The 13,061-nt window shown below is 70.2% G+C and carries 6 protein-coding genes; 2 read left to right on the plus strand and 4 right to left on the minus strand.

Annotated elements, in window-relative coordinates:
* Window positions 1-189 precede the first annotated feature (189 nt).
* The gene (locus AB0B64_RS05100) at window positions 190-2,277 is read left to right on the plus strand and encodes an ATP-dependent DNA helicase RecQ (RefSeq protein WP_358174827.1); all 2,088 of its coding nucleotides are present in this window, start codon (window positions 190-192) and stop codon (window positions 2,275-2,277) included.
* On the opposite strand, the gene AB0B64_RS05105 is transcribed toward AB0B64_RS05100, so the two are convergent.
* Together AB0B64_RS05105 and AB0B64_RS05110 are read right to left on the minus strand one after the other, a co-directional pair.
* Entirely contained in the window at window positions 2,270-5,047 is a 2,778-nt protein-coding gene (locus AB0B64_RS05105) for an ABC transporter substrate-binding protein (protein WP_358174830.1), read from the minus strand. The genes AB0B64_RS05100 and AB0B64_RS05105 overlap by 8 nt on opposite strands.
* Window positions 5,048-5,133: 86 nt before the next feature.
* Entirely contained in the window at window positions 5,134-6,024 is an 891-nt protein-coding gene (locus tag AB0B64_RS05110) for a sugar kinase (protein WP_358174833.1), read from the minus strand.
* A gap of 169 nt (window positions 6,025-6,193) precedes the next feature.
* On the opposite strand from AB0B64_RS05110, the gene AB0B64_RS05115 reads away from it, so the two are divergent.
* Window positions 6,194-8,959, plus strand: coding sequence for a GNAT family N-acetyltransferase (locus AB0B64_RS05115; protein WP_357940337.1), 2,766 nt, complete (start codon window positions 6,194-6,196; stop codon window positions 8,957-8,959).
* A gap of 96 nt (window positions 8,960-9,055) precedes the next feature.
* On the opposite strand, the gene AB0B64_RS05120 is transcribed toward AB0B64_RS05115, so the two are convergent.
* Entirely contained in the window at window positions 9,056-10,024 is a 969-nt protein-coding gene (locus AB0B64_RS05120; protein WP_357940339.1) for a C39 family peptidase, read from the minus strand.
* A gap of 43 nt (window positions 10,025-10,067) precedes the next feature.
* Window positions 10,068-12,542, minus strand: coding sequence for a hypothetical protein (locus AB0B64_RS05125; protein ID WP_358174836.1), 2,475 nt, complete (start codon window positions 12,540-12,542; stop codon window positions 10,068-10,070).
* Window positions 12,543-13,061 lie beyond the last annotated feature (519 nt).

Consider the following 13,061-nt stretch of genomic DNA (forward strand, 5'->3'; position numbering starts at 1 on the left):
CGCCACCGGCCAAGAATGCGCACGTAACGGCGCCCGGCCCTGTGCGGGGTCAGCGGGCGTTTTCCTGGAGGCCCTCAGCCATGTGCGGCGGGTGGCGGTGGGTGTGGCTTGCCGTAACGGATGGAAAGGGGTTGTCCGGACCGTACCAATGGGCGCCAATGGTCGGTGGGAGCTGGTAACAAGGACTTCATGATTGACGCCCCAGACGCCGAGATGCTGCGTGAAGAGGCCGAGACCCGGTTGCGAGCGCTCGCCGGTGAGCACGCTCGGCTGCGCGATGACCAGTGGGCCGCCATCGAGGCGCTGGTCATCGACCGGCGGCGGTGCCTCGTCGTCCAGCGCACCGGCTGGGGCAAGTCGGCCGTCTACTTCGTGGCCACCGCCCTGCTGCGCGAGCTCGGCGACGGGCCCACCGTCATCGTCTCGCCGCTGCTCGCCCTGATGCGCAACCAGATCGCCGCCGCCGAGCGGGCCGGGATCCGGGCCGTCACCATCAACTCGGCCAACCCCGAGGCGTGGGAGGAGATCTACGGGCAGGTGGCCGACGGGGAGATCGACGTGCTGCTCGTCAGCCCCGAGCGGCTCAACAACCCCGACTTCCGCGACAACGTGCTGCCCGAGCTGGCCGAGAGCGCCGGCCTGGTCGTGGTCGACGAGGCGCACTGCATCTCCGACTGGGGCCACGACTTCCGGCCCGACTACCGCAGACTGGCCACGCTCTTCAACGAGCTGCCGCCGGGCATCCCGGTGCTCGCCACCACCGCCACCGCCAACGCGCGGGTCACACGGGACGTGGCCGAGCAGATGGGTGAGGGCACGCTGGTCCTGCGGGGGCCGCTGGAGCGGGAGAGCCTGCACCTGAGCGTGGTGCGGCTGCCGACCGCCGAGCAGCGGCTGGCGTGGTTGTCCCAGGCGCTGCGCGAGCTGCCCGGCTCCGGGATCGTCTACACGCTGACCGTTGCCGCGGCCCACGAGATCGCCGGATACCTGCGTGACCAGGGATATGAGGTGGCCTCCTACTCCGGGCAGACCGATCCCGCCGAGCGGCTGGCCGCCGAGGAGGCGCTGCTCAACAACAAGATCAAGGCGCTGGTGGCGACGAGCGCGCTCGGGATGGGCTTCGACAAGCCCGATCTCGGGTTCGTCGTCCACGTGGGCGCGCCGCAGTCGCCCGTCGCCTACTACCAGCAGGTCGGCCGGGCCGGACGCGGTGTCGAACGCGCCGAGGTGATCCTGCTGCCCGGCACCGAAGACCGCGACATCTGGGCCTATTTCACCTCGCTGGCGTTCCCGCCCGAGCCGGTGGTGCGAGCCACGCTCCAGGCGCTCGAAGAGCGAGGCGTGCTCTCCACCCCCGCGCTGGAGTCGGCCGTCGATCTCAGCCGGAGTCGGCTGGAGATGATGCTCAAGGTTCTCGACGTCGACGGTGCCGTCCGCAGGGTCAAGGGTGGCTGGGAGGCGACCGGTGAGCCGTGGGACTACGACGCCGAGCGCTACGCCCGCATCGCCGGCGAGCGCAAGGCCGAGCAGGAGGCCATGCTCGGCTACCTGACCACGACCGAATGCCGCGAACGCTACCTGCGCGGCCACCTCGACGACGAGACGGCCGGCCCGTGCGGCAGATGCGACAACTGCACCGGGGAGCACCGCTCGCCGCAGATCGCCGAGCAGGCCGTGGCGGGCGCCCGCGAGCGGCTGACCAGGCCCGGCGTCGAGATCGACGCGCGCAGGCAGTGGCCGACCGGCCTGGCCGACCTGTCCGGCCGCATCAAGCCTGAGCTCGGCGCCGAGCCGGGCCGGGCGCTCGGGCGGCTCACCGACATCGGCTGGGGCAACCGGCTGCGCGAGCTGTTCAACGGCGCCGACGGGCCGATGGCCGACGACATGTTCAAGGCCGTGATCCAGGTACTGTCCGCGTGGGACTGGCGGGAGCGGCCCGTCGCCGTGGTCAACGTGCCGTCCACGTCGCGGCCCCTGCTCGTGCGCGGCTTCGCCGAGCGGCTGGCGCAGGTCGGGCGGCTGACCTACCTGGGCGAGCTCGGCTATCGCGACGGCTCGCCGGGCAAGCAGTTCAACAGCGCCAAGCGGGTTCAGGCGGTGAGGGCGACGCTGGCCATGCCGAAGGAGGTCGGCGCCGCCGTGGCGGCGTGCGGCGGTCCGGTCCTGCTGATCGACGACCGCATCGACACCGGCTGGACGATGACGCTCGCCGCCGCGCTCGTCCGCCACGCGGGCGCCCCGGCCGTGCTGCCGCTGGCCCTGGCGACGGTCAGCTGACGCCCATTGTCACCAGGTCATAGCCGCCGTAGACCGGGCTGACGTGCACGTTGGTCGCCTTCAGGCCGCGTACGAGTAGTGACCGCTCCCAGGAGAGCGGCACCAGCACGGCCTCGTCGGCGATCTTCTGCTCGACCTCGGTCCAGCGCCGGGCGCGCGTGGTGGCGTCGAGTTCGCGCTTGGCCGTGTCGATGAGGGCGTCGAGCGCGGGCAGGCGGACGTTCACGTTGATCGAGTTACCCTTCTCCAGGATCTCCCTGCTGTCGGCCAGCGGGGAGACGAACGTCTCCACATCCGGCCAGTCAGGCGCCCACGCCCTGGCGATCAGGCCGACACCCGCCTTCTTGAGATATTCGGGATTGCCCCCGTACTTCGCGTGGAAGTCCGTGATCGGGTAGCCCCGCAGCTGCACCTTGATGCCGATCTTGGCCAGTGACGCCTGCACGGCCTGCGCGGCGGCGGATTCCCCGAAGGTGTCACGGTAGATGTAGGTGGTGCTGAACCCGGTGGGCTTGCCGCAGGCGGCGAGTGACTCCTTGGCGGCGGTCGTGTCGCCCGAGGCGGTGAGGCCCGGCAGGGGCGCGTGCGTGCCGGGGATCAGCGGCGGCACGAGCGAGGTCGGTATCTGGCCGCCCTGGTTCAGCCCGCCGACGACGGCCCGGTTGATCGTCGACAGGTCCAGGGCGCGGATCACCGCGCGGCGGCAGTCGACCTTGTCGAACGGCGGTACCTGCGGATCGATCGCCAGATAGCGGATCCGGGAGCCGACGGGGGCGTCGGCGCGGCTCTTGTACGCGGGATTGTCGTAGATCTTGGTCGAGTCCAAGGTCGCGATCGGCGAGCTGACCTCCGCCTGGCCGATCAGCAGTTTGGCGCTCGCGTCGGCTGCGGCCAGTTCGAATTGGAGCTCGTACCGGTCCGGGAGGGCCTTGCGGTTCGGGTCGGTCGCGGGGTCCCAGTTCGGGTTGCGGACCAGGACGATCTTGTTGTCCGTCGCGCTCTCGAACTTGTACGGTCCCGACGAGATCACCGCGTACCGATACTTGGCGGCGGTGTCCTTGGCCTTGGGTACGGGGACGGTCTCGGGCAGCTGGGCGAGGTTGTCGAAGGCCCCGTACGGCTGCTTGAGATGGAACACGATCGTGCGGTCGTCCGGCGTCTGGATGGCCGAGTCCGTGTTCGCGTCGGGCGACTTGTACGGTCCCTGGTAACCGGCGGGCAGGTCGAGCATGGTGTCGAAGTAGGTGGGGCCATTGCTCAAGGTGACCTTGTCCATGCTCCGCAGCACCGCGTACTTCACGTCCGCCGCGGTGATCGGCGTGCCGTCCTGGAACTTCACGCCGTCGCGCAGCCGGTAGGTCCACGTCTTCCCGCCGTCGCTCGCCTGCCCCAGGGACTCGGCCAGGTCGGGAACGAGCTGGGTGCCGGCCTGACCGGGGACGGGCTTGAACATCGTCAGCGACCGGCCGTAGAGGCGGATGGCGTTCATGGCGTCGGGGTAGTAGGTGTTGCCCGGATCGGAGGAGTCCAGGCTGTAGGCCGAGGCCAGGTGGAGCGTGCCGCCGGTCTTGGCGGACGGGTTGGCGACTGCCGCGACGGCCGCGTCGAAGCCGGTGGGCGCCGTCGTGGCCGGGGTCGTCGGCCCGCCATTCGGTCCCGTCCCGGGGAGGTTGCGGATGAAGATCCACGCCGCGAGGCCCACCACGAGCGCCGTGGCCACCGCCCCCACCGACACCAGCACACCACGCCGCCGGACGCCGGGCGCGGTCACGGGCGTGACACCACCGGGATCCGTGGGTCGCGGGTACGGCCCAGGCACCTGAGGCCCGGATTCCCAGCGAAGCCCACCAGGCGCCTGTGGCCCGGAACTCCCGTGCGGCCCGGCCGTGGGTGCGGCCCCTGGGTACGCCGCCGCAGGTGGTGCGGCCTGTGGGGAGGCGGTGGCCGGTGGCGGAGGAGGAGGGGCGCTCGTCCGGATGAGTTCTCCCAGCACCTGCTCCGCCGTCGGCCGCCGCCGGGGATCCTTGCCCAGCGCCGTCCACAGCAGCGCTCCGAGCGGCTCTGGCACTCCCGAAAGGTCCGGATCCATGCTCAGGATCCGGTGCATCACCACCGGCAGCGCCCCGAACCCGAACGCGCTGTGCCCCGTGGCCGCGTACACCATCGTCCCGGCCCACGCGAACACGTCGCTGGCCGGTGACGGCTCGCCGTGGAACTGCTCCGGCGCCATGTACGCGGGCGTGCCCACCACGCTGGTCGTCAGGCTCTGGCTCACGTCCAGCGCCCGCGCGATGCCGAAGTCGATCACCCGGGGCCCGTCGGGAGCCAGCAGCACGTTGCTCGGCTTGAAGTCGCGGTGCATCACCCCGGCCCGGTGGATCGCGGCCAGCGCGGTGGCGGTCGCGATGGCCAGCCGTACCAGTGCCTGGCCCCGCAGCGGGCCGTCCCCGGACACCTGGCGCTGCAGCGACGGGCCGTCCACGTACTCGCCGACGATGTACGGCTGGTCGTTGACGGCACCCACCTCGAGCACCCGAGCCGTACAGAACTCCGCCACCCGCCGGGCGGCCTCAGCCTCGCGCCGGAAGCGTCGTACGGCCTGCTCATCATCGGCGAACCTGGCGTGCAGCAGCTTGATCGCCACCCGCTCGCCGCTCGGGGAGGTCCCCAGATAGACGCTGCCCTGGCCGCCCTCGCCGAGGAACCCGGTGACCTGATAGGAGCCAACCGACACGGGGTCGCCTGGCCGTAACGGACGCACGCCCAGCATCCGGCTCCTTATCGTCCTTATCGAGGGCTCTTGCGATAAAACTTACGATAAGGATTCTTACGATAAAGGGCACCGGAAAGATCGCACTAGAGGCGCGGGCGCGCTCCCAGATGAACAATCGCCTGTGCCGCCAGGTGGCAGCCGGCCGTCAGCGCCTCGGACGGCGGCTTGCCCTCCAGCCACGGCGGCAGGAACCCGGCGCAGAACGCGTCGCCCGCTCCCGTGCCGTCGACGATCCGCTCGACCGGCTCGGCGTCGACCCGGACCGGCTCGGCTCGGCTGTTGCCGAACCAGAGCGCTCCCTCGTCGTTCATTTTGATCACGACCTGCGGGAACCAGGCGGTGAGCACCTTGGCCGCGGCCTCGGGATCGTCGCGGCCGGTCAGCACCTTCGCCTGATCGACGTTGGCGAACAGCAGCTTGACCCCGTTGGTCCACTCGAGGAACGGCTCCGCCCCCGTACGCTCCAACGGCGCGGACGACGAGCAGTCGACCGAGATGGACATCCCGGACCGGCGAGCCATATCGAGCGCGGCCAGCCCCGCGTCGCGGGACCCCTCGTTGATCAGGGTGTAGCCGGACAGATGCAGATGACCGCCGCCGAACAGGTCGCGCGGCAGATCCTCCGGCGAGAGCGCCGCGTTGGCGCCCGGGTCGGAGAGCATGGTCCGCTCACCCTTGTGCGTGACGAGCACCACGCAGGTGCCGGTCGGCCGCTCAGGATCCATGACAAGCCGGGCGTCGACCCCGTAACCCATCAGCTCCATGTCACGGTTGCGACCGGTGATGTCGGCGCCCCGGCGGCCGATGAAGGCCACCTCGGCACCCTCGACGGCCAGCCAGGAAGCGATGTTCGCCCCTGATCCACCGCCGTGCATCGTCACGATCGCCGGAGTGTCGCTCGCCCTGGCGAGCGCATAACGGGCGCGAGCGACCGCGTCGGTCATGAGATCGCCCACCACGACGACCCGCGTCATGATGCCACCACCTTGCTGCCTTCAGAACGAGCCTGGCCACGGCAAAACTAACAGCTTCCGGCCTACCCGTGGGGCGGACCCCGGACACAGGGGGGCAGTCGATGCACAAGCGTTGCCCAATAGGCCCTGCCGGGCGTGGCATTCGGGACACGGGTCTACGCTCGGGACTGTGGAGGCTCCGTACCCGGCTCACTGGGAGGCCGACGTCGTCCTGGCGGACGGCGGCACCGCCCATGTGCGTCCCATCAAGCCCGCCGACGCCGACAGACTGCGCGCCTTCTACTCCCGCCTCTCCGACGAATCCATCTATTTCCGCTTCTTCGGCCCCAGGCCACGGCTCTCCGACAAGGAGGTCTCGTGGTTCACCACCGTCGACTACGTCGACAGGGTCGCGCTGATCGCCACCATCGGCACCGAGATGGTGGCCGTGATCCGCTACGACAAGACGGGGCCCGGTGAGGGCGAGGTGGCCTTCCTCGTCGAGGACGCCCACCAGGGCAGGGGAGTGGCCTCGGTGCTGCTGGAGCACCTGGCCGCCACGGCCCGCGAACGCGGCATCGAGCGCTTCGTCGCCGACGTGCTCCCGGCCAACATGAAGATGATGGGCGTCCTGCGCCAGGCCGGATACACGGCCGAGAGCTCCTTCGCCGACGGTGTCGTCCGCATGACGCTCGACCTCACCCCCACGCAGACCTCGACCGAGGTGACGACCGCCCGCGAACACCGCGCCGAGGCCAGGTCCATCGCTCGCCTGCTCGCGCCCGGCTCGGTGGCGGTCATCGGCGCCTCGCGCGAGCCGGGGGGAGTCGGTCACACCGTGCTGCGCAACCTGCTCGCCGCCGACTTCAGCGGTCCCGTCTATCCGGTTCACCGTGAGGTACGCGCCATGGCGGGCGTACGCGCCTATCCGAGCGTGGGCGCCATCGACGACCAGGTGGACCTGGCCGTGGTGGCAGTGCCCGCCTCCGGCGTCATCGAGGTGGTCAAGGAATGCGCGGAGAAGGGCGTGCACGGGCTGGTCGTGGTCTCCTCCGGGTTCGGCGAGACGGGCGCCGAGGGCCGTGAGCGGCAGGACGAGCTGGCCCGCATCGCGCGCGCGTACGGCCTGCGCGTGGTCGGGCCCAACTGCCTCGGCATCGCCAACACCGACCCGGCCGTCAAGCTCAACGCCACGCTCGCCGCGACCGTGCCGGGCCGGGGCCGGGTCGGCTTCTTCAGCCAGTCGGGCGCGCTCGGCACCGCCCTGCTCCAGCGGGTGGCGCAGCGGGGGATGGGCATCTCGTCGTTCGTCTCGGCGGGTAACCGGGCCGACGTGTCGGGCAACGACCTGCTCCAATACTGGGAGGAGGACGCCTCGACCGAGGTGATCCTGCTCTACCTGGAGTCACTGGGCAATCCACGCAAGTTCACCCGCCTTGCCAGGCGCCTGGCCCGCAGCAAGCCGATCGTGGTCGTCAAGAGCGGCGGCACGCCCGCCGGTCACTCCGCCGAGGCGCTCGGGCTGCCCGACTCGGCGGTCAGCTCGCTGTTCTCGCAGGCGGGGCTGATCCGGGTGGACGACCTCATCCAGCTGTTCGACGTGGGCCAGCTCCTGGCCTATCAGCCGCTGCCCGCCGGTCCTCGGGTCGGGCTGGTCACCAACTCCGACGCCCTGGGCCTGCTCGCCGCCGACGCCTGCGTCGCCGCGGGCCTGGAGCCCCTGCCGCCGGTCAACCTGGGGGCGGGCGCCGGGGCCGTCGCCTTCGGTACGGCCCTCGCGGACCGGCTCGACTCGCCGTCGGTGGACGCGGTGGTGGTGATCTACATGCCGCCGATCCCCGGCGAGGACTCGGCGGTCGCGGCCGAGCTGCTGCGGGTGTCGCGGGACTCGGCCAAGCCGGTGCTCGCCACCTTCCAGGGGCATCTCGGCATGCACCCCGACCTGCTGGTGGGCTCGGTGCCCTCGCGGGGGTCCATCCCGTCGTACGCGGCGCCGGAGGAGGCGGTCAGGGCACTGGAGTACGTGGTCCGCTACGCGAGATGGCGCGCCCAGCCGTCACTACCACCCCCCGAACTCCCGGACATCGACTCTCAGCGCGCCCGCACTTTGATCCACCACGCCCTCCACCAGGCCACCACCACCACTGCCCCGGCCGATGACGCGGCTTCCGTATCCACGGCACCCGCTTCTGCGGCGTCCGCCTCCGCGTCTTCCGCCTCCGTTGCTTCTGCTTCCGCGTCTTCCGCGGCCGCGCGGAGCTTCTTCGCCGAGCCCGGCCCGCCGGTCGAGGCCGACGCCGCCGACGTCGCCGAGCTGCTCGCCTGCTACGGGCTGAGCGTCTGGCCGGCCGAGGTGGTGCGATCCCCGGACGAGGCGGTGGTGGCCGCCGAACGGCTGGGCTGGCCGGTGGTGCTCAAGGTGGCCGGCGCCGAGGCCGCCCGCCGGGCCGGGACCGTACGCCTCGGGCTCGCGGGGCCTGACAGCGTGCGGCATGCCCACGCCGAGTTCGTCGCCCAGTTCGGCGAGGACGTGGAGCTGGCGGTCCAGCGGATGGCGCCGCAGCCCGCCGTACCGACCGTGGTGAGTGTCACCGAGAACCCGGCGTTCGGCCCCGTCGTGTCGTTCGGGCTGGGCGAGGTGACGGCGCGACTCCTCCTCGACCAGGGCTTCCGGCTCGCACCACTGACGGGCGAGGACGCCGCCGGGCTGGTGCGTTCGGTCCGCGGGGCCCCGCTCCTGTTCGGCGAGTACGGCTACCCGCCTGTCGCGGTCGACGCCCTGGAGGACCTCCTGGTCAGGGTGGGCCGCCTGGCCAACGACCTGCCGGAGGTGGCCCGTCTCGAGCTCGACCAGGTGCTGGTGGGCCGGGAGGGCGTCATCATCCTGGGCGCCCGCGCCACGATCCGCACCCCACCGGGCCCCCGCCCGGACGGCGGCCCCCGCAGGCTGGCCTGATCGTCCCTGCTCGGCCTTCGGGGAGGCGGACGGGCCGTCCACCTCCCCGAAACCGTCCGCCGCCCTCGGAGAGCCCGAGGGCGGCCAAGGGCTCGGTCAGCCGTGCACGATCGCGACGTTGTCGATCCAGTTCCACGCCGTGCCCGCGTTGTCCAGGACGAGGTTCAGCGCGTCGATGGAGTGTTCGCTCGCGTCCGCCGGGTCGGCGACCTTGAACGTCGTGGGATAGAAGGACCCGTCGGTGTAAAAGCCGCCGTATCCGTGAATGACGAGGTAGTGCCGCAACAGAGAGGCCTGGTTGTTCCACGGCAACGCGCCGGGTTTCACGATGATCATCACTGGATTGCCGCGGGACAGGGAGGTGATGATCCGGTCGAAGACGATCTTGCGGGTCTGGTCGATGCTGACGTCCAGCCCTTCGAACGAGTACTGCCAGTCAGAGGCCGACAGGTATTGGTTGATGACGCCCGGGATCCGTCCCGGCCAGGTGATGCCGTAGATCGCCTCGTCGGTGCCCAGCTTGTCGGCCAGTTCGGACTGCGGCGGAGCCGAGTAGCCCATCGTGGCGAGCGTCATCTGCACGGCGGCGGGCCCGCACCAGTTCGACTTCTCCTGTTGCTTGAGCGAAAGCCTCATATCCAGGGCCCGGACGGTCGGCCGCCAGGTTCCGGCGATGCCGAAGGTGGCATCGGCGACGGCGTAGGGACGTCTGAGATCGGTGAACGCCGTGTAGCAGGCCCGGCTGGCGTTCGTGGTCATCGTCGGGCACGAATCGGCGATGGTCGGGCCGCCCCCGCCGAACTTCAGGGTCAGGTTGACCTGGAAGTTGGTGTACGCGCCGGGGTTGATGAAGGCCACCGCGCGTACCTGCGTACGGGGGGCGTTGAACTCCAGGCACACCTGGTAGGCGGTCCCGTTGTACGTCTGGGTGTCATTGCAGGTTCTGTTGGCCGCGGACGGATACTCATGCCAGATTCCGGCCTGGGCGGGGAGGGCGGGCACGGCGACCACCGCGAGTGCCACGCCTGCCAGCAGCGAGAGTAACGCCGAAAGCAGTCTTTTCACGGGCTCAAGTCCTTCTCTGGGACGTGGTGCTGGGGGAGATCGGTTATGGCGCCGTCACCGTGAGCCTGTGCAGCCGTTCGTTGATCTTGTAATAGAGGTTGCCGAACCTGTCAGCCGTCAGTCCCTCCATCCCCGGGTCGGTCAGCAGCACCGTCATGGCCTTGGTCGACTTGTCGATCCGGAAGAGCTGGTCGCCTGAGGTGCCGTACACACCGCCCGGATCCTTGTCCACGGTCAGCAAAACCCCATCGCGCCAGGCCAGGCTGGGTTTGGCGGTGTAGTCGGGGTCGGCGAACAGCCTTTTCACGGTGATCGCGTCGGGGCTGGCCGGGTCGAGCGTGAACAGCGATCCACCGGCCAGGCCCCAGAGCCCGCCGTCCACCTCGGTGAGGGCTGTCACGGCCTTGGGCGCGGTCAGCGGCAGCGGGTGGGTGCGTACGGCGCCGGTCGCGGGATCGTAGGAGAACAGGGTGGCCGAGGCTCCCGGGGCGTAGACGGGGTCGATGCCCAGCGCCCCGCGCGTGGAGGTGCCGCCGAACACCTTGCCGCCCGCGTAGGCCAGCGAGACGACGGCCTGGTCCCGCACCACGCACACGGTCCGGCCCGCCGTGCCGTCCTTCCAGATGGTGAGCGCGCCGCTGCGTTTGCCGTACTTGGGCACCGTGCCCATGTACACCGTGCCGTCGGGGCCGCCGGCCAGCGCGTACGGGCGGTCCTGCGGCGGCGGCCCGTTACCGGGCTCGCAGTCGTCGGCCTTGTCGCCCACCGCGCCGCCGGTGTACCTGAGCGTGGGCGGCCACGGCCCCGCCGGGTCGTAGCTGTAGAGCTTGGCCGAGGGATAGGCGCCGATGTAGAGCCGCCCGTCGTGGGCCAGCAGGCTGTCGGTCTGGCTGAGTCCGGTACGGGTGGGCGTGTCCGGGCTGCCGTCGTCGGCGTCGCCGCGCAGCGGGTCGTACACGCCGGTGCCACCCGTCAGGTAGCCGCCGGTGTAGATCTTCCCGTCGGGTCCGGCGCCGAGCGCGTTGATCGCGGCGGGCAGGACCGGGGTGCCGCCGACGACCCGGCTGCTCCACTGACCGGTCGCGGGCGCGTACTTGAAGATCCTGGTGCCGTCGCCGGCCGCGCCGAGACCGATGAGCGTGCCGTCCGCCCAGGTGTAGCCGGTGACGTCCAAGCCGGGCTGTACGGTCGTCGCCCGCACGGTTTTGGCAGCCAGATCGTAGGACTGCAGCAGGCCGTCCTTGACCAGCCAGACCTTGCCGTCGGCGGCCGGTGAGTGGTGCAGGTCCACATCGGTGATCGTGGCGTCGGTGACGGCCCGGTAGGAGCCGTCGGCGTTCTTGATGATCTGCAGGACGAGCAGCGTACGGTCGATCCAGGCGAACAGCCTGCCCCCTGTCCAGGTGAGGCCGCCCACCATGGAGTTGTCCGCGTAGGCGGCGGGCAGGAGGCTGTCGGTCCGCCCTGTGACGTTGTCGAACCTGACCAGCGCGGCGTTCGTCCCCGTGCCCAGGTAGGTGGCGTTGGCGACCGGGTCGTGGGCGAGGCTGCGCACGTACTGCGCACCGGCCACGATGGGCACGCTGCCGATCGTGGTGAAGGCGCCGTTGTCGTACTTGAAGTAGCGGCCGTCGTTGTAGGTGCCGCCGTAGACCTTCCCGCCCGCTCCCGCCTCCAGGTCCCAGATGAAGGAGTAGCCGCCCTCCGCCCTGCCGAGGTCGGTCACCGTCGTCTGGCCGGGGATGTGCCGGTAGAGCTTGGAGTTGGGGTAGGTGCCGAGGTAGACGCTGCCGTCGGTGGCCGTGGTCGCCGCCCAGCCGCCGACCGTGGGCGTGGCGGCGCTGTCCGGGATCGTGATCTTCTTGGTCACCTTCTCGGTGGCCAGGTCGATCTCCGCGAGCTGCGGGTTGGCGTCCGCGGTGCCGGTGTAGATCGCGTACGCGTCGCCGCCCGCGAACGTGGTGGCGTTGGGCACGCTGCTCTCGAGCTGCACGCCGAGATCGGTCGTGTCCTTGGTGATCAGCACCTCGTCCCAGTAGGCGGTGCCCACATTGGCGACGCCCGAGTAGATGAGCGCCGAGACCGAGGCCGTGCCGGCGGGCGCGACGCCGGAGGCCGTGACGTCGTTCCACCGCTTGCCCGTGACCGAGGCGTTCGCGCTGCCGAGGAGCTGGCCCGAGGTTCCCCTGAAGCGCAGGTACAGCTCGGCGCTACCGCTGTCGGCCCAGACCTGGGCGTAGGCGGTGTAGCGCGTACCTGCGGTGGCGGGCAGGCCCGGCAGGCTCTCCCTGCCGTACGCGTTGCCCGGCTCGGCGTCGGCGACGCGCGCCGTGCTGCGGCCGTCCCAGGTCACGGCCGTGACACCGCCCGGGCTGTGCGATCCACTCCACCCGGTCAGTCCGTCGTCGAAACCGCCGTTGACGATCCGCAGATCGGCGGCCTGCGCCGGCGCGAGCGGGACGGTGAGCAGCGCCGCCAGCAGAGCCGCCGACAGCGCCCCTGCCAGCAGGCGCCTCATAACGTCCCCTTCGCGGCGAGACGGCGCTCATCGGGCCTGAGTCCGGCCGGGTTCCGGCCGTCGACCTCAGGCAGTGGCGGTGATGACAAGCGTGGGATGAACCCGGCCAGGGTTACCAGAGGGGATCGCGTCATGTCCGTACCTCCAGCGAGCGTGTTCGATTATGCTCGGTTTCGGCCCTGACCGTAACTTTTGGCGCAGGCCTCGTCAATAGGACCCAGCGTGCTCTGCTATGGAGATGACTCGTTGCGGGAAAATTTGGGTCTTGACCGTAACTGGCCGCTTCTGAGAGCTTGTGATCGTTTCACTGTTCGCGAACTTGGGACCCCCAGGCGTTCGGCTGGACGGTGGTTCTCGGAGGGCCGCCAAACCTCATTTCTATGAAATTTCACCATTTGTCACTCGAGTGGTCGGCACGGCGACAGTGATGAGGCGCAATGGCACGTCCGGTAATTGCGCATGGCCGTACGCGTAGATAACGGATAAAAGACGTTATAGAGCGTTATGTCTGGTGGGTGA

It is taken from the genome of Nonomuraea sp. NPDC049129 (genome assembly GCF_040648495.1).
Lineage (GTDB): Bacteria > Actinomycetota > Actinomycetes > Streptosporangiales > Streptosporangiaceae > Nonomuraea.